The sequence below is a fragment of the Mycobacterium neumannii genome, assembly GCF_048452905.1.
Lineage (GTDB): Bacteria > Actinomycetota > Actinomycetes > Mycobacteriales > Mycobacteriaceae > Mycobacterium > Mycobacterium neumannii_B.
This window is the reverse complement of the sequence record NZ_JBCGVF010000001.1, coordinates 700126-717274: the sequence shown is the minus strand read 5'-3', so window position 1 is coordinate 717274 and position 17149 is coordinate 700126. Positions and strand designations below refer to the sequence as shown.

Here is a 17149-nt window from a genome sequence, read left to right as displayed (position 1 = left end):
GATAAACCGCGTGCCGGGCCGGGAGCCTCAGCTCCATAACCCCGTCTCGTCGAGGCGCGCGATCAGCCGCTGGGCGCCGTCGGTGAACTCGCCGGCCGTCAACGCGACGACGGTGTCGGCGTCGCTTCGGCGCAGCGCAGCGATGAGTTGTCGGTGGGTCGCCACCGCCGAAACCCCCCACTGCGGGTCGCCCGCGTAGATCTGCCCGGGCAGATAGCGCGCGACGTGGAGAAGGAACCAGGCCAGCTTGATCCGGCCGGTCGACCGGTTGAACGCACGGTGGAACACGAACTCCGCGGCGGCGATCTCCTCGACGTCGTGGCGCGAGACGGCGATCTCCAACTCGTCGTTGAGCCGGTCCAACTCGTCGATCTCGTCGGTGGTGATGCGCCCTGCGGCCGTGGCAGCCAGCTCCCGCGCAATCGTCGCCTGCAGCCAGAAGATGTCCTCGACGTCGGCCCGCGAGAGCGGCACAACAACGTGGCCGCGGTGCGGTTCGAGCGCAACCATGCCTTCGCCGCGCAGGGTGCGTAGCGCCTCGCGCACCGGGGTGATGCTCACCCCGAGCGCGGCGGCGGTCTCGTCAAGCCTGATGAAGGTGCCTGGGCGCAGCACGCCGGTCATGATGTCGGCGCGCAGACGCGCCGCGACTTCGTCGGACAGTTGTTCACGCCGTACCCCCCGCCGCGGCTTCGGAAGCCGTGCGGTCGGTGCGTTCACTGTGTTCTCCGGTTCGATCTGGCCATCAACGACGAGGGAATGACGAGGGCTTGTACCCGAGCGGCCGAGGCCATAGTGTGACCGGGGCAACACCATGTTTGATCAAATGTCAAACGCGCGCAACCCCGAGATCCCGATGGAGCAGCAGCAGTTGAGTTCCCCACCGCCGGACCCCGACCCCACCACACAGCCGTATCTCGCCCGTCGGCAGAACTGGACGAACCAGCTGGCCCGCCACTCGTTGATGCAGCCGGACGCCACCGCGCTGCGCCACCTCGGCAAGACCACGACCTGGCGTGAGCTCGACGAGCGGGTCAACGCGCTGGCCGGCGCATTGAGCCGCCGCGGGGTGAGCTTCGGTGACCGGGTGCTGATCCTGATGCTCAACCGCACCGAGTACGTCGAAGCGTTCCTCGCGGTCAACAAGCTCGGCGCGGTAGCGGTACCGGTCAACTTCCGCATGACCCCGCCGGAGATCGGGTTCCTGGTCAGTGACTGCCAGGCCAAGGTCGTCATCACCGAGGCGGTGTTGGCCAACGTCGCCACCGCGGTGCGCGACCTCCCCGAGGTTTCGACGACCCTGACCACCGTCGTCGTCGCCGGCGGCGCCACCGAGAACGACGTTATCGGCTACGACGACCTGATCGCCGAGTCCGGTGAGCCGGCGACGGTCGTCGACATCCCCAACGACTCCCCGGCGCTGATCATGTACACATCCGGCACCACGGGCCGGCCCAAGGGTGCGGTGCTCACCCACACCAACATCGCCGGCCAGGCGCTGACGTTTCTGTTCACCAACGGCGCCGACATCAACAACGACGTCGGGTTCATCGGCGTGCCGCTGTTCCACATCGCGGGCATCGGCAACATGATCCCCGGCCTCCTGCTGGGCCGGCCGACTGTCATCTATCCGTTGGGCGCCTTCAATCCGGATGAGTTGCTCGACGTCCTCGAGGCCGAGCAGGTGACCGGGATCTTCCTGGTGCCCGCACAGTGGCAGGCGGTGTGCGCCGCACAGCAGGCACGGCCTCGTCAACTGCGGCTGCGGGTGCTGTCCTGGGGCGCCGCGCCGGCGTCGGACACCCTGCTGCGCCAGATGTCCGAGACCTTCCCCGGCACCCAGATCCTGGCCGCCTTCGGCCAGACGGAGATGTCGCCGGTGACCTGCATGCTGTTGGGTGAGGACGCGATCCGCAAACTCGGGTCGGTCGGCAAGGTGATCCCCACCGTCGCGGCGCGTGTCGTCGACGAGGACATGAACGACGTTCCGATCGGTCAGGTCGGCGAGATCGTCTACCGCGCACCGACTCTCATGGCGGGCTACTGGAACAACCCGCAGGCCACCGCGGAAGCGTTTGCCGGCGGCTGGTTCCACTCCGGCGATCTCGTCCGCCAGGACGAGGAGGGCTATGTCTGGGTGGTCGACCGCAAGAAGGACATGATCATCTCCGGTGGAGAGAACATCTACTGCGCCGAGGTGGAGAACGCGCTCGCCGCCCACCCGGCGATCGCGGAGGTCGCCGTCATCGGGCGTCCGGACCAGAAATGGGGCGAGGTCCCCGTTGCGGTCGTCGCCCTCGGCGCGGTCGGCCAGGCCGATCTCGACCTGCGCGAGCTCGACACGTTCCTCGACGAGCGCCTCGCCCGGTACAAGCACCCGAAGGCCGTCGAGGTCGTTGATGCGTTGCCGCGCAACCCCGCCGGCAAAGTCCTGAAAACCGAACTCCGCGCACGGTTTGGGGCCGCGAAGCCGGTTGACGCCGCTGAAAGCAGCTCCGAAGGTACGGTTTCTGCTGCGCCACAGCCGAATTAGAGAACGGAATCGGGTTTGCTAACGGTTACAGGCACAATCCGGCCGATGCCCTGCACGGCGGGAATCGCATCGGGTACATTCCTGTGGTCTGTCTTACTACCGACCGGTAGCGAGACGGGGATAACAACAATCAGGTCGGGGCAAGGAGGGGTCGTGCGACAGGGGCTGCCGGTGCACCGCGACAGTCGCCGTTGCGCCACGGGAGCACACTGGTGACGGCGTCGACCGGCGTTGTCGGTTACGTACGCGATCAGGTCAGACCCGGCCTGGAAGCGGTCGGCGGCTTCGTGCGCATGTGCGTTCTCGTCGGTAAAGCACTGCTCAGGCCGCCGTTCCAGTGGCGCGAGTTCATTCTGCAGAGCTGGTTTCTGATGCGGGTGGCGTTCCTGCCGACGCTGGCGGTCTCCATCCCGCTGACCGTGCTCCTGATCTTCACGCTCAACATCCTGCTGGCCGAGTTCGGCGCCGCCGACGTCTCCGGTGCGGGGGCGGCGATCGGCGCCGTCACGCAGCTCGGGCCATTGGTCACGGTGCTCGTGGTCGCCGGGGCGGGCTCGACCGCCATCTGCGCAGACCTGGGAGCACGCACCATCCGCGAGGAGATCGACGCGCTCGAGGTCCTCGGCATCGACCCGATCCACCGCCTGGTGGTGCCTCGCGTCGTCGCCTCCACCTTCGTCGCGCTGCTGCTCAACGGCGCGGTGATCACGGTCGGCCTGGTTGGCGGCTTCATCTTCGGCGTCTACCTGCAGAACGTCTCGGCGGGCGCGTACGTCTCGACGCTGACCCTGATCACCGGACTGCCCGAGGTCGTCATCTCGATCATCAAAGCCATGACGTTCGGCCTGATCGCCGGCCTGGTCGGCTGCTACCGCGGCCTGACCGTCGCGGGCGGCGCGAAGGGCGTCGGCACCGCGGTCAACGAGACCCTGGTGCTCTGCGTCATCGCGCTGTTCGCGGTCAACGTGGTCCTGACCACGATCGGTGTCCGGTTCGGAACAGGGAGCTGACGTGTCGACGACAACGGTCCTGCGTTCTCGGTTTCCGCGGGCGTACGAGCGCACCAAAGGTGTGGCCAGCGCACCCGCACGGTTCCTCGACAGCGTCGGGCACGTCGCGTGGTTCGTCATCACCGCGGTCGGTTCGATCGGCCACGCACTGCGCTACTACCGCAAGGAGACGCTGCGCCTGATCGCCGAGATCGGCATGGGCACGGGCGCGATGGCCGTGATCGGCGGCACGGTCGCCATCGTCGGCTTCGTGACACTGTCCGGTTCGTCGCTGGTCGCGATCCAGGGCTTCGCCTCGCTCGGCAACATCGGTGTCGAGGCGTTCACCGGCTTCTTCGCCGCGCTGATCAATGTGCGCATCGCCGCGCCGGTCGTCGCGGGTCAGGCGCTGGCCGCCACCGTCGGCGCGGGCGCCACCGCCGAGTTGGGCGCCATGCGCATCAGCGAGGAGATCGACGCGCTCGAGGTGATGGGCATCAAGTCGATCTCGTACCTGGTGTCGACCCGGATCATGGCGGGCTTCATCGTGATCATCCCGCTGTACGCGATGGCGATCATCATGAGCTTCCTGTCCGCACAGGTGACCACCACGTTCTTCTACGGCCAGTCGATCGGCACCTACGAGCACTACTTCCGAACGTTCCTGCGTCCCGACGACGTCTTCTGGTCGTTCATCCAGGCAGTGATCATCTCGGTCATCGTGATGCTCAACCACTGCTACTACGGCTACTTCGCCAGCGGCGGCCCGGTCGGCGTCGGCGAGGCCGTCGGTCGCTCGATGCGCGCATCGCTGGTGGCGATCGTCTGTGTGGTCCTGTTCGCCTCGTTGGCGCTCTACGGCGTCGACCCGAACTTCAACCTGACGGTGTAGCGCCATGACCGCCCCACTGAACAATCCCCGCACCCCGCCGTACAAGCTGGCCGGTTTGGTGCTGAGCCTGCTGGCAGTCGTCGGGCTGGTGCTGGTGTACATGCAGTTCCGCGGCGACTTCCTGCCGCGCGAACAGCTGACGATCATCTCCGCGCGGTCGGGCCTGTCCATGGATCCCGGCGCCAAGGTCACCTACAACGGCGTCGAGATCGGCCGGGTGGCGGACGTGGAAGCGGTCAACGTCGGCGGTGAGCCGAGGGCCAAGATCCTCCTCGACGTGGATCCGAAGTACCTCGAGCTGATCCCGAAGAACGTCGATGCCAGCATCGATGCGACCACCGTCTTCGGCAACAAGTACATCAACTTCTCGTCACCGGAAAACCCGACACCGCAACGCATCACGTCGTCGGACGTGATCGACGTGACCACGGTGACAACGGAGTTCAACACCTTGTTCGAAACGGTCGTGTCGCTCTCCGAGCAGGTCGACCCGATCAAGCTGAACCAGACTCTGAGCGCAACGGCGGAGGCGCTCGACGGGCTGGGCGATCGCTTCGGCCAGTCGATCATCAACGGCAACGAGATCCTCACCGACGTCAACGCCAGGATGCCCGAACTCGCGCGGGACAACCGCCTGCTGGCCGACCTCGGCGAGGTGTACGCCGACGCGGCGCCCGACCTGTTCGACGGACTGGAGAACGCGGTCACCACCGCCCGCACGCTCAACGAGCAGCAGGGCAACATCGACCAGGCACTGATGGCGGCCGTCGGATTCGGCAACACCGGTGCGGACATCTTCGAGCGCAGTGCGCCGTACCTGATTCGCGGCACCGAAGACCTTCTGACGACATCGAAGACGCTCGACGAGTACAGCCCTGCGCTGTTCTGCACCATTCGAAATTTTCACGACGTGGAGCCAAAAGTCGCTGCATCCCTTGGCGGCAACGGGTATTCGCTGCAGACCCTGTCCACCATTGAAGGCGCCGGTAACCCCTATGTGTATCCGGACAACCTGCCGCGGGTGAACGCGCGCGGTGGCCCCGAGGGCCGGCCGGGCTGCTGGCAGCCGATCACGCGCGACCTGTATCCCGCGCCGTATCTTGTGGCGGACACGGGTGTTTCGATCGCGCCGTACAACCACTTCGAGTTGGGCCAGCCGATCCTGATCGAGTACGTCTGGGGTCGCCAGGTCGGGGAGAACACGATCAACCCATGAAAATCACCGGTACCGCCATCAAGCTCGGCGCCTTCTCAGTGGTGCTGCTGCTGTTCACCGCGATTATCGTGGTGGTGTTCGGACAGATGCGCTTCGACCGCACCACCAGCTACTCGGCGATCTTCTCGAGCGCCAGCGGGCTACGCGCCGGCCAGTTCGTCCGCGCGTCGGGCGTCGAGGTCGGCAAGGTTGACAGCGTCGAGTTGGTCAACGGCGGATCGCAGGCGAAGGTCGAATTCAATGTCGACCGATCGCTGCCGATGTTCGAGGGCACCACCGCCTCGGTGCGGTACCTGAACCTCATCGGCGACCGCTATCTGGAACTCAAGCGGGGTGACAGCGACAAGCGGCTGCCCAGCGGCGCAACGATCCCGCTCGAGCAGACCCAGCCCGCACTGGATCTCGACGCGCTGATCGGCGGCTTCCGGCCGGTGTTCCGCGCGCTGGACCCGGAGAAGGTCAACACCATCGCCGAGTCGATCATCACGGTCTTCCAGGGCCAGGGCGGCACGATCAACGACATCCTGGACCAGACCGCCTCGCTCACATCGGCGCTGGCCGACCGCGACCAGGCGATCGGCGAGGTGATCCGCAACCTGAACACCGTGCTGGACACCACGGTCAAGCATCAGGCCGAGTTCGACCAGACCGTGCAGGATTTCGAGAAGCTGATCACCGGCTTGAAGAACCGCGCGGATCCGATCGCCACCTCGGTCGGGGATATCAGCGACGCGGCGGGCACGGTCGCCGACCTGCTCGCCGACAACCGGCCGCTGCTGCAGAGCACCGTCGGACATCTCGAGGTCATCCAGCAACCGCTGATCGATCAGAAGGACGAGCTCAACGACTTGCTCACCAGGCTGCCCACCGCGTTCAAGATCATCGGCAGGGCCGGCGGTATCTACGGCGACTTCTTCAACTTCTACGCCTGCGATATCTCCTTGCGGCTCAACGGCCTTCAGCCGGGTGGGCCGGTCCGGACCGTCAAACTCTTCAGTCAGCCGTCGGGTAGGTGCACACCGCAATGAGGACGCTCGAAGGGTCGAACCGGGTCCGTGGCGGGTTGATGGGAATCATCATCCTGATCATCGTCATCGGCGTGGGACAGAGCTTCGCCAGTGTCCCGATGCTTTTCGCATCGCCCACCTACTATGCGTACTTCTCTGACACCGGTGGCATCGGCACGGGCGACAAGGTGCGCATCGCTGGCGTGGACGTCGGCGATGTGCGCAGCATGGAGATCGAGGGCGACAAGGTCAAGATCGGCTTCGGGCTTGGCGGGACGCAGATCGGCACCGACAGCCGCGCCGCCATCCGCACCGACACCATTCTCGGACGCCGCACCATGGAGATCGAGCCACGCGGTTCGGATCCGTTGCGCGCGAACGGCGTTCTGCCACTCGGCCAGACGACGACGCCGTACCAGATCTACGACGCGTTCTTCGACGTGACGAAGGCCGCCTCGGATTGGGACACCCAGACCGTGAAGCGTTCGCTGAACGTGCTCTCGGAGACCATCGACCAGACCTATCCACACCTGAGCGCCGCGCTCGACGGGGTGGCCCGGTTCTCCGACACCATCGGCAAGCGCGACGAGGACATCAAGAAGCTGCTGAGCAACGCCAACAAAATCGCGGGCATCCTGGGCAGCCGCAGTGAACAGATCAACCAATTGCTGGTCAACGCCCAGACCTTGCTCGGCGCGATCAATGAGCGCCAGTACGCGGTGAGCATGCTGCTCGAGCGCGTCGGCTCGTTCTCCGAACAGGTCAAGGGCTTGATCGACGACAACCCGAACCTCAACCGGGTGCTCGAACAACTCCGCGTGGTCAGCGGCGTGCTGGTCGACCGCAAGTACGACCTGATGGACACCCTGACCACGGTCGCAAGCTTCGTGGCGTCGCTCGGTGAAGCGGTCGCTTCGGGCCCGTACTTCAAGGTCATGCTGGTCAACCTGCTGCCGGGCCAGATCCTGCAGCCGTTCGTGGACGCCGCCTTCAAGAAGCGCGGTATCGACCCGCAGAAGTTCTGGCGCGACGCGGGCCTGCCCGCCTGGCGGTTCCCGGACCCGAACGCGCAGGGCTTCGAGAACGGCGCCCCGCCGCCGGGACCGGCCGTGCTCGAAGGCACCCCCGAGAACCCGGGACCCGGTGTGCTGAAGGGCTCACCGTGCTCGTACACGCCGCCGGCCGACGGTCTGCCGACACCAGGCGACCCGCTGCCCTGCGCGGATCTGTCCGTGGGGCCGTTCGGCGGTCCCGCGTACGGGCCACCCAATGTGGCGACCTCTGACCCGAATGTGCACGGCCCGCAGCCGTCTCCGGGCGTGCCGGCCGCGGCGATTCCGGGTCAGATCTCGCCGCCGGTGCCGGGTGCGGACATGCCGCTGCCGCCGGCCCCGCCAGGAGCGCGCACAGTGCCGGTCGGGCCGCAACCGCCGCTGCCGCCGGATTTCACGCCGGGCATCGCACCGTTGCCACCGGCGTTGCCCGCGCCGGCGGTCCCGGGCCCCGGTCAGCAGCTGCCACCCGCCAACACGCCACCGCTGCCGGGGAACCCACCGTTCCTGCCGCCACTCTCTCAGGGACAGGGGGGCTGATCGATGACAACGATCTTCAACATCCGAAACCTGAAGTTGCCCAAGGTTTCCCGGGTGACCGTCATCATCGGCGCGCTGGTCGTGGTGCTGGCGTTGGTGGCCGCCTTCGTCGGGTACAACCTGTACAAGAAGCTGACCACCAACACCGTCGTCGCCTATTTCACCGACACGCTGGCGCTGTATCCCGGCGACAAGGTGCAGATCATGGGGGTGAAGGTCGGCTCGATCGACGCGATCGAACCGGCCGGCGACAAGATGAAGGTCACCTTCCACTACGAGAACAAGTACAAGGTGCCCGCCAACGCCACCGCGTCGATCCTGAACCCGAGCCTGGTGGCGTCGCGCACCATCCAGCTGTCGCCGCCGTACACCGGCGGGCCGGTGATGGAGGACGGTGCGGTCATCCCGCTGGAGCGTACGCAGGTGCCGGTCGAGTACGACGAGCTGCGTGACTCGATCAACCGGATCCTGACCGATCTGGGGCCGACGCCGGAGCAGCCCATGGGCCCGTTCGGCGACATCATCGAATCCGCGGCCGACGGCTTCGCGGGCAAGGGCAAGCAGCTCAACGAGACGTTGAACAACCTGTCGGAGGCACTGTTCGCGCTCAACGAGGGCCGCGACGACTTCTTCAGCGTGGTGAAAAGCCTGGCGCTGTTCGTCAACGCGCTGCACCAGAGCGATCAGCAGTTCGTCGCGCTGAACGACGATCTCGCCGAGTTCACCAACGCGTTCACCAACACCGACCGCGAGGTCGCGAACGCACTGCAGGACCTCAACCAGCTGTTGACGACCACCCGCGGGTTCCTCGACGAGAACGCCGAGGTGCTCACCACCGACGTCAACAACCTGGCCGAAGCGACCACCGCGATCCTGCAACCAGAGCCGCGCAACGGTCTGGAGACCGCCCTACACGTGTTCCCGAATCTCGGCGCGAATCTCGTGAATATTGCTTCTCCGGTCACCGGTGGCATAAACAGCTACGCCGTCATAAACAACTTCGCCAATCCGCTGCAGTTTGTGTGCAGTGCAATCCAGGCGGGCAGCCGGCTGGGTTATCAGGAGTCGGCCGAGATGTGCGCGCAGTACCTAGCGCCGATCCTGGACGCGATCAAGTTCAACTTCCCGCCGTTCGGGATCAACCAGTTCAGCTCGGCGATGACGCTGCCCAAGCAGATCGCCTACTCCGAGCCGCGGCTGCAGCCGCCGCCGGGCTACAAGGACACGACCGTGCCGGGCATCTGGTCACGCGACACCTTGTTCTCGCACGGCAACCACGAACCGGGCTGGGTCGCCGCGCCGGGTATGCAGGGTGTCGACGTGCAACCGTTCACGGCGAACATGATGACCCCGGAGTGCCTGGCGGAACTGTTGGGCGGACCCAACTGTGTGGTCCCCGCGGCACCGCCGGCGTTCGGCACGACGCGCAACGGCAATCTGCCCGGTCCGCCGAATGCCTTCGACCAGAACAACCCGCTGCCGCCGCCGTGGTACCCGCAGCCGGGCCCGCCGCCGCCGCCGGCGCCGGGTGTGATCCCGGGCGATCCGGGCGGAGCGGCGATGGCCGGCCCGCTGCCGGCTCCCGGCCCGGGACCGGGGCCCGCTCCGGCCGCGCCCGCCCCGGCAGGGCCGCCGCTACCAGCAGAGGCAGGTCGGTGATGAGCGTTCGTAGGTGGAGCAGGTTCGCGCAGCGAGCCGTCGCGCTGGGCGCGGTCGCGCTCGTGCTGAGTTCCTGCGGTAACTGGAAGGGCATCGCGAACGTGCCGTTGCCGGGCGGTCCGGGCACGGGGCCGAACGCGACGACGATCTATGTGCAGATGCCGGACACCTTGGCGCTCAACGTGAACAGCCGGGTGCGGGTCGCCGACGTCTATGTCGGCCGGGTGCGCGCCATCGAGCTGAAGAACTGGGTCGCGACGCTGACGCTGGATCTGCAGCCCGACATCGAACTGCCCAGGAACGCCCTAGCCCGCATCGGCCAGACCAGCTTGTTGGGTTCACAGCATGTGGAGCTGGAGCCGCCGCCGAACCCGTCGCCGGAGCCGCTGCAAAGCGGTGACACGATCCCGCTCGCGAACTCGTCGGCCTACCCGAGCACCGAGCGGGTGCTGGCGAGCATCGCCACCATCCTGCAGGGCGGCGGGGTGCAGAACCTCGAGGTCATCCAGACCGAGATCTTCAACGTGCTCAACGGCCGGGCCGATGAGATCCGCGAGTTTTTCAACAAGCTGGACACGTTCACCGCCGAATTGAACCAGCAGCGCCAGGACATCACGCGCGCAATCGATTCCACCGACCGGCTACTCACGATCGTCGCGGAGCGCAACAACACGCTGGACCGGGTGTTGACCGAGTTCCCGCCGCTGATCAAGCATTTCGCGGAGACGCGCGATCTGTTCGCCGACGCGGTGGAGGCCGTCGGCCGGATCAGCCGGGCCGCAGACAACGCGTTGGCGCCGGCCAGCGACAATCTGCACACCAACCTGCAGAACCTGCAGCGGCCGCTCAAGCAGCTCGGGCGGGCGTCGCCGTACCTGATCGGCGCCCTCAAGCTCATGCTCACCGCGCCGTTCTCGATTGAGAACGTGCCGAAGGTGATCCGCGGCGACTACCTCAACGCGTCACTGATGGTGGACTTGACACTTTCGTCGCTCGACAATGCAGTACTGACGGGCACGGGCCTTTCCGGGATGCTGCGCGCGCTGGAGCAGGCGTGGGGTCGCGACCCGGCGACGATGATCCCGGATGTGCGGTTCGTGCCGAACGCGCACAACGCACCGAACGGCCCGCTGGTGGAAAGGGGTGAGTGAGCTGTGCTGACCAGGTTCATCAGGATCCAGCTGGTGCTGTTCACCATCCTGACGATCGTCGCGCTGGTGGTGCTGGGGTGGTACTACCTGCGCATCCCGAGCCTCGTCGGTATCGGCCAGTACGAGTTGAAGGCCGAACTCCCCCGCTCGGGCGGTCTGTACGCGACGGCCAACGTCACCTACCGCGGCACGCAGATCGGCAAGGTCACCTCGGTCGAGCCGACCCAGCGGGGCGCGCTCGCGGTGATGAGCATCGATGACCGCTACAAGATTCCCGCCGACGCGACGGCGAACGTGCACTCGGTGTCGGCGATCGGCGAGCAGTATCTGGACCTGGTGTCGACGGGCGACGCGGACCAGTACCTGTCGCCGGGTTCGACGATCACCGAGAGCACCGTGCCCAGCGAGGTCGGCCCGGCGCTGGACGCCGCGAACAGGGGTCTGGCGGTGCTGCCCAAGGAGAAGATCGACGCGCTGCTCACCGAGACGTCACAGGCGGTCGGCGGGCTGGGCCCGGCGCTGCAACGGCTGGTGGATTCGACGACCAACATCGCGCAGGGCTTCAAGGACCATCTGCCGCAGGTCAACGACATCATCGTCAACGCAGGCCCGATCCTGGACAGCCAGGTGCAGTCCGGCGACAACATCGAGCAGTGGTCGCGCAACCTGAACGTGATCGCCGCGCAGTCGGCCGAGCAGGATGCGGCGCTGCGGAGCGGCCTCCAGCAGGCCGCTCCGACAGCCGACCAGCTCAACGCAGTGTTCGGCGGGGTGCGCGAGTCGTTGCCGCAGACGCTAGCGAACCTCGCGATCGTCACCGACATGCTCAAGCGCTACAACAAGGGCCTCGAGCAGTCGCTAGTTCTCTTACCGCAGGGCGCGGCGGTGGCGCAAGCGGGCACGTTGTTTGAGGGCTACGGCCAACTGCCGCTCGCGTTAGGTGCACTCAACCAGCCGCCGCCATGTCTGACCGGCTTCCTGCCCGCGTCCGAGTGGCGCTCGCCGGCCGACACCAGCATGGCGCCGCTGCCGCGGGGCACCTACTGCAAGATCCCGAAGGACTACCAGGGCAACGTCGTTCGCGGCGCCCGCAACTATCCCTGCGTCGACGTCCCGGGCAAGCGGGCGGCGACGCCGATGGAGTGCCGCAGCGATGAGCCGTACGTTCCGCTGGGCACCAACCCGTGGTACGGCGACCCAAACCAGATCCTGTCCTGCCCGGCCCCTGGCGCGCGCTGCGATCAGGGCGTCAACCCGGGCCGCGGCGTCATCCAGGCGCCGTCGGTCAACAGCGGGATGAATCCTGCACCCGCGAGCGACCTGCCGCCGCCGAACTCGACGGCGCCGGTCAGCGATCCGCTGAGCCCGCCCGGACAGGGCAGCGTGACCTGCAGTGGACAACAACCCAACCCCTGCATCTACACTCCGGCACCAGGGCCACCCGGCTCCACGGCGGTGTACAGCCCGAGCAGCGGCCAGGTGGTCGGACCCGACGGCGTGAAATACAACGTCAGCAACTCGAGTAACCCAGGAGACGACGGATGGAAGGAGATGCTGGCACCCGCCAGCTGAACCCCACCGATGCTGATGAGACGCCCGACGAGTCGTTAGCAGTATCCCCAGGCCCAGCGCCCGCCGAGGATCCGGACACCACAGAAGAACAGGTTTCGGCCGATCCCCGCCGACCGTCGCGGATCGGTCGCGGCCTGGCTGTCAGTATCTGCGCGGCGCTGCTCGCGCTCGCCGTCGCCGGGGGTGTCGCGGGATTCCTGCTCTTCAAAAATGACCAACGGGTCGCGGCCAGCGAGCGCGCCGAAGCGGCGGCACTGCAGGCGGCGAAGGATTGTGTGGCCGCGACGCACGCGCCCGACACCGCCGCCATGACCGCGGCGCAGACCAAGATCATCGATTGCTCGACCGGCGACTTCGCCGTGCAGTCCTCGCTGTACGCAGGGGTGCTGGTCGACGCGTACCAGGCCGCCGACGTGCGGGTGCAGGTTTCGGATATGCGCGCGGCGGTGGAGAAGCACAACGACGACGGGTCTTTCGACATCCTGGTCGCGGTGCGGGTCAAGGTCACCAACTCCGACACCGCCGATGAGGAGCAGGGCTACCGGCTGCGGGTGCGGATGGCACCGGACGAAGGGACCTACAAGGTCGCCGAGTTGGATCAGGTCACATCGTGACATCGTCCACCCTGACACTCGACACGACCCCGGATTCGCCGGCCACCGACCAGGCCACCGTGGAGCCGGTGGCGTCGTGGCCGGCCAGGGCCGGCGCGTTCGCCGTCGACGTCCTGATCGGGCTCGCCGTGCTGGTGACGCTGGCATTGGTTTCGCTGACCGCGCCGCTGCGCAGTCCGCTGTGGTGGTGCTACATCGCCGCGGTGGTCGTCGTGGTGTTGGTGATCGCGGTCAATCGCCTCGTACTGCCTGGCATCGTCGGCTTCTCGCTGGGACGCGCCGTTTTCGGCATCGCGGTCAGGAAGCGGGACGGCTCACCGGTCGGAGTGTGGCGGCTGCTGATTCGTGACGGCGCGCACGTGCTCGACACCGCGGCGTTGTTCATCGGATGGCTATGGCCACTGTGGGATCGGCGCCACCGCACCTTCGCCGACCTTCTGCTGCGCACCGAGGTACGTCCGGTGCCGCCGCCCGAGCGCAACGTCAGCACGCTGACCGCCGTCGTGCTCATCGTCGCCACGGTGGCCTGCGCGGCGGCCGTCGCAGTGAACTACTGGGTGGTGTACCGGCACGAGCGCGCGGTCGAGGAGACCAGAGAACAGATCGCCGAACAGGGCCCGCGGATCGTCGAGCAGATGCTGAGCTTCAAGAGCGACACCATGCAGGAGGATTTCGCGCGGGCACAGTCGCTGGCCACCGACGGTTACCGGCAGCAGTTGATCGACCAGCAGAAGGCCGGACAGAGCGCGGGTGTCAGCTCCAACGAGTACTGGGCGGTCAGCAGCGCGGTGCTCGAAGCGACGCCGGACACCGCGGAGATGCTGCTGGCGCTGCAGGGCCAGCGGGGCGATGACCCCAACGAGCTGAAGTTCATCACCGCCACCGTGCAGGTCGAGTTGGCGAAATCCGGCGACGGCCAGTGGCGCGTCGCCAATCTCACCGTGCTGAAGCGACCCCAGATGAATACGCAGGGCCGATGAGTCCGCGGCGCAGAGTCGACGCCGATGAGCGAGACTTCTTCGAGGTGGAACCGAGGCCACCGCGCCGCTGGGGGCTTCCGATCATCGCCGCCGCGGCGTCACTTCTGATGGCGGCCGCGATCGCGGCGGGATCGCTGATGTTGGTCAGCCACGAGAACAACCGCCGCACGGTCGCCAATGACCACGCCGCGCTGGTGTACGTCAGCGAATTCATGACCGACTACACGTCGTTGGACCCCTTCAACGCCAACGCCTATGTGGACCGGATCCTGGCGCAGGGGACGGGTGATTTCGCGAAGATGTTCAAGGAGAAGCAGAACGAGATACTGATCCAGGTCGCGCAGGCTGAGCCCACCAGTGGAGCCGTGCTGGCCGCGGGTGTGCAGCGGTGGAACGACAACGGCAGCGCCGACATCCTGGTCGCGACCAAGGTCTCCACGAAAGGGCCGGACGGCAAATCGACAGTCGAGAGTGGAAGTCGTTGGATAGCAACGGCTATCAAGGAGGGACAGCAGTGGAAGATCAGCCAGCTGATCCAGGTGATCTGACCACCGGACCCCCGGCGGAATCCACCCCGGCGCCGAGCCGGCGTCGGTGGTCCTTCCTTCGGCGTCGGCAGAAGGAATCGGCGGAAGCCGCCCCGGATTCCGCCACGGCGGAGACGCCGGAGGCGGCACCCGCAGCGGATACGCCCGCGCGTCGGCCGGTCGGCAAGGCGAAACGCCAGGGCAGGACGCGCGTCGAGGAGGCCGACGACGACACCGTCGACGCCGCGGCGCAGGACGCAGCCGCCTCGGAACCCAAAGAGGCCGAAGCCGGGGCCGTCGAGCCTGACCCCACGGACGAGTCCGCCGTCGTGCCGCAGGAAGTGCGGTTCGTACCGCACCGGCCAGCAGGCAAGCGGCTCGTCGCGGCGATGGCGGCGGCCGCCGTGCTGTTCGTCGGTGCAGCCGCGTTCGCCGCGTCGACCCTGCAGCCCTACCTGTCGGAGCGAGCCGAGATCGACACCAAACTCGACGTGGCTCGCACCGCGGCCAGTGCGATCTCCACACTGTGGACCTACACGCCGGACAACATGGAGACGTTGCCGGACCGGTCGGCGGCGTTCCTCGGTGGCGACTTCGCCTATGAGTACCGCAAGTACATCGACGCGATCGTCGCGACGAACAAACAAGCGCAGGTCACCAACACCACGCAGGTGCTGGGCGCGGCGGTGGAAACCCTGACCCCCGACGAGGCCACCGCGATCGTCTACACCAACTCGGTGGCGACCAGCCCGATGAGCAAGAACATCCCTTCGCTGCGCTACCTGTCCTACCGGTTGACGATGGAACGCCGCGATGCCAAGTGGCTGATCACGAATATGTCGACCATCACGTCGCTGGACCTGACACCACAGCTGTAGTCGGGGAGCTGGCGCATGGCGGTCGAATCGCCTGTCTCGCAACGGTTGACGATCACCTGCCTGCTGTTGTTGACGTTCGCGACCGGCTTGGTCGATGCGGTCAGCGTGCTGAAGCTCGGTCACGTGTTCGTGGCGAACATGACCGGGAACGTGATCTTCCTGGGTTTCTGGCTGGTGCCGAACTCCGGGGTGGACGTGACCGCCGCGCTCGTCGCGTTCGCCGGCTTCGTCGCGGGTGCGGTGGTCAGTGGCCGGTTCACCCGCCACATCGGCACCGATGTCCGCCGGTGGCTGGCGATCACGCTGACGTTCGAGGTCGTGTTGCTCGCGGCCCTGTCGGTGCTTGCCGGGACCGGCGTGCTCGACTATCAGGACAACACCAAACTGCTGCTCATCGCCGGCCTGGCTGTGGCGTTCGGCGTCCAGAACTCCAGCGCCCAGCAGTTCGGCATCCAGGAGTTGTCGACCACGGTGTTGACGACGACGATCGTGCGGATCGGCTTCGACAGCCGGTTGGCCGGTGGCACCGGTGAGCGGGAGAAGTTGCGCTACAGCGTGGTTCTGACGATGTGCGGTGGGGCGGTCGTGGGGGCGACGATGAGCCGTTTCACCGTCGCGCCGATCATCGGCATCGCCGCGGCAATGGTGGCGCTGTCCGGAGTCTTGTTCTGGGTCGGGGACAGGCGCGGCCGAGGCTAGTCTTGCCGCATGCCTTCGGTACTCGTCACCGGCGCGTCACGCGGAATCGGCAAGGCCATCGCCGAGCACCTGGCCGCACGTGGATGGCAGGTGATCGCCGGTGTCCGCACGGAGCAGGATGCCGAAGCGGTCACCGGGCTGGATCCGGACCGAATCTCGGCGGTACTCCTCGACGTCACCGACGCCGGCCACATCGCCGCGTTGGCCGACGTCCTGCCTCCGCGACTGGACGCGGTGGTCAACAACGCCGGTGTGGTCGTCACCGGGCCCATGGAGACGGTGACATCGGATGAATGGCGAAAGCAGTTGGAGATCAATGTGATCGGCCAGCTCGCCGTCACCAGGGCGATACTGCCGCGGATGCGGGCAGCCCGCGGCCGGATCGTGTTCATCTCCAGCGTCAACGGTCGGATGTCGATGCCGTTGCTCGGAGCGTATGCCGCGAGCAAGTTCGCGCTCGAGGCCGCGGCCGATGCGTTGCGTATGGAGTTGCGGCCCTGGCAGATACCGGTTGTCGTCGTCGAGCCGGCGCAGACCGACACCGACATGTGGCGTACCGCCGACACCATGGTGGTCGAAGCCGAGGCCGCCCTTTCCCCGGAGCACCGCGCGCTGTACGCCGAACACATCGCGGGGATGAAGAAGATGGTGCCCGTCGCGCAACGAATGGCTGTCCCGACCGCGAAAGTCTCCGCCGTGGTCGAGGAGGCGCTCACCGCGCGCAGACCACGAGCTCGTTATGTGGTCGGGGTGGGGCCCAAACTGCAGGTTGCCGTGGTGCCGAAGTTGCCGACCCGCGTGCGCGACGCCGTGTTGCGCCGGGTGTCCGGCCAACCCTGA

The 17149-nt window shown here is 66.7% G+C and carries 16 protein-coding genes; 15 read left to right on the top strand and 1 reads right to left on the bottom strand.

Annotated features, from left to right (window positions below):
• Window positions 1-27: 27 nt before the first annotated feature.
• Window positions 28-720 (bottom strand): GntR family transcriptional regulator, encoded by a 693-nt coding sequence (locus AAHH99_RS03485; protein ID WP_418767383.1) that lies wholly within the window; start codon window positions 718-720, stop codon window positions 28-30.
• Between the two features lie 136 nt (window positions 721-856).
• On the opposite strand from AAHH99_RS03485, the gene fadD5 reads away from it, so the two are divergent.
• The 15 genes from fadD5 to AAHH99_RS03410 all read left to right on the top strand — a co-directional run bounded on the left by fadD5 (window position 857) and on the right by AAHH99_RS03410 (window position 17149).
• A complete protein-coding gene (gene fadD5 / locus AAHH99_RS03480) occupies window positions 857-2533 on the top strand; it encodes a fatty-acid--CoA ligase FadD5 (RefSeq protein WP_418767588.1) in 1677 nt (558 codons plus the stop codon).
• Between the two features lie 212 nt (window positions 2534-2745).
• Window positions 2746-3543, top strand: a complete 798-nt coding sequence (locus AAHH99_RS03475; protein WP_067294127.1) for an MlaE family ABC transporter permease — start codon at window positions 2746-2748, stop codon at window positions 3541-3543.
• A gap of 1 nt (window position 3544) precedes the next feature.
• Entirely contained in the window at window positions 3545-4414 is an 870-nt protein-coding gene (locus AAHH99_RS03470; RefSeq protein ID WP_067080323.1) for an MlaE family ABC transporter permease, read from the top strand.
• Window positions 4415-4418: 4 nt separating this feature from the next.
• A complete protein-coding gene (locus AAHH99_RS03465) occupies window positions 4419-5630 on the top strand; it encodes an MCE family protein (protein WP_067294124.1) in 1212 nt (403 codons plus the stop codon).
• A complete protein-coding gene (locus AAHH99_RS03460; protein ID WP_067080318.1) occupies window positions 5627-6658 on the top strand; it encodes a virulence factor Mce family protein in 1032 nt (343 codons plus the stop codon). The genes AAHH99_RS03465 and AAHH99_RS03460 overlap by 4 nt, the downstream gene beginning before the upstream one ends.
• On the top strand, window positions 6655-8229 hold the full coding sequence (locus tag AAHH99_RS03455) for an MCE family protein (protein ID WP_067080315.1): 1575 nt from the start codon (window positions 6655-6657) through the stop codon (window positions 8227-8229). Before AAHH99_RS03460 ends, AAHH99_RS03455 begins: the two co-directional genes overlap by 4 nt.
• 3 nt (window positions 8230-8232) lie before the next feature.
• A complete protein-coding gene (locus AAHH99_RS03450; protein WP_067080312.1) occupies window positions 8233-9888 on the top strand; it encodes a virulence factor Mce family protein in 1656 nt (551 codons plus the stop codon).
• The gene (locus AAHH99_RS03445; protein ID WP_067080309.1) at window positions 9888-11039 is read left to right on the top strand and encodes an MCE family protein; all 1152 of its coding nucleotides are present in this window, start codon (window positions 9888-9890) and stop codon (window positions 11037-11039) included. Before AAHH99_RS03450 ends, AAHH99_RS03445 begins: the two co-directional genes overlap by 1 nt.
• Before the next feature lie 3 nt (window positions 11040-11042).
• Window positions 11043-12611 carry a virulence factor Mce family protein gene (locus AAHH99_RS03440; protein WP_067080307.1) on the top strand — a complete coding sequence of 523 codons (1569 nt, stop codon included), beginning with the start codon at window positions 11043-11045 and terminating at the stop codon, window positions 12609-12611.
• Window positions 12581-13225 (top strand): hypothetical protein, encoded by a 645-nt coding sequence (locus AAHH99_RS03435; RefSeq protein ID WP_067080306.1) that lies wholly within the window; start codon window positions 12581-12583, stop codon window positions 13223-13225. Before AAHH99_RS03440 ends, AAHH99_RS03435 begins: the two co-directional genes overlap by 31 nt.
• A complete protein-coding gene (locus AAHH99_RS03430; RefSeq protein ID WP_067080303.1) occupies window positions 13222-14205 on the top strand; it encodes an RDD family protein in 984 nt (327 codons plus the stop codon). The genes AAHH99_RS03435 and AAHH99_RS03430 overlap by 4 nt, the downstream gene beginning before the upstream one ends.
• Window positions 14202-14753: a mammalian cell entry protein gene (locus tag AAHH99_RS03425; protein WP_067080300.1), complete on the top strand. Its 552-nt coding sequence runs from the start codon at window positions 14202-14204 to the stop codon at window positions 14751-14753. The genes AAHH99_RS03430 and AAHH99_RS03425 overlap by 4 nt, the downstream gene beginning before the upstream one ends.
• Complete coding sequence (locus AAHH99_RS03420; protein WP_067080297.1) at window positions 14720-15610, top strand: mammalian cell entry protein; 891 nt, start codon at window positions 14720-14722, stop codon at window positions 15608-15610. The genes AAHH99_RS03425 and AAHH99_RS03420 overlap by 34 nt, the downstream gene beginning before the upstream one ends.
• A 15-nt stretch (window positions 15611-15625) precedes the next feature.
• Window positions 15626-16309 carry a YoaK family protein gene (locus AAHH99_RS03415; protein ID WP_067080293.1) on the top strand — a complete coding sequence of 228 codons (684 nt, stop codon included), beginning with the start codon at window positions 15626-15628 and terminating at the stop codon, window positions 16307-16309.
• 9 nt (window positions 16310-16318) lie between these two features.
• Entirely contained in the window at window positions 16319-17149 is an 831-nt protein-coding gene (locus AAHH99_RS03410) for an SDR family NAD(P)-dependent oxidoreductase (RefSeq protein ID WP_418767382.1), read from the top strand.

Excerpts from the sequence above, each read along its gene's own strand:
- AAHH99_RS03460 (WP_067080318.1), top strand. The coding sequence starts at position 5,627 with ATGAAAATCACCGGTACCGCCATCAAGCTCGGCGCCTTCTCAGTGGTG.
- fadD5 (WP_418767588.1), top strand. The coding sequence starts at position 857 with ATGGAGCAGCAGCAGTTGAGTTCCCCACCGCCGGACCCCGACCCCACC.
- AAHH99_RS03410 (WP_418767382.1), top strand. The coding sequence starts at position 16,319 with ATGCCTTCGGTACTCGTCACCGGCGCGTCACGCGGAATCGGCAAGGCC.
- AAHH99_RS03425 (WP_067080300.1), top strand. The coding sequence starts at position 14,202 with ATGAGTCCGCGGCGCAGAGTCGACGCCGATGAGCGAGACTTCTTCGAG.
- AAHH99_RS03465 (WP_067294124.1), top strand. The coding sequence starts at position 4,419 with ATGACCGCCCCACTGAACAATCCCCGCACCCCGCCGTACAAGCTGGCC.
- AAHH99_RS03450 (WP_067080312.1), top strand. The coding sequence starts at position 8,233 with ATGACAACGATCTTCAACATCCGAAACCTGAAGTTGCCCAAGGTTTCC.
- AAHH99_RS03445 (WP_067080309.1), top strand. The coding sequence starts at position 9,888 with ATGAGCGTTCGTAGGTGGAGCAGGTTCGCGCAGCGAGCCGTCGCGCTG.
- AAHH99_RS03435 (WP_067080306.1), top strand. The coding sequence starts at position 12,581 with ATGGAAGGAGATGCTGGCACCCGCCAGCTGAACCCCACCGATGCTGAT.
- AAHH99_RS03455 (WP_067080315.1), top strand. The coding sequence starts at position 6,655 with ATGAGGACGCTCGAAGGGTCGAACCGGGTCCGTGGCGGGTTGATGGGA.
- AAHH99_RS03415 (WP_067080293.1), top strand. The coding sequence starts at position 15,626 with ATGGCGGTCGAATCGCCTGTCTCGCAACGGTTGACGATCACCTGCCTG.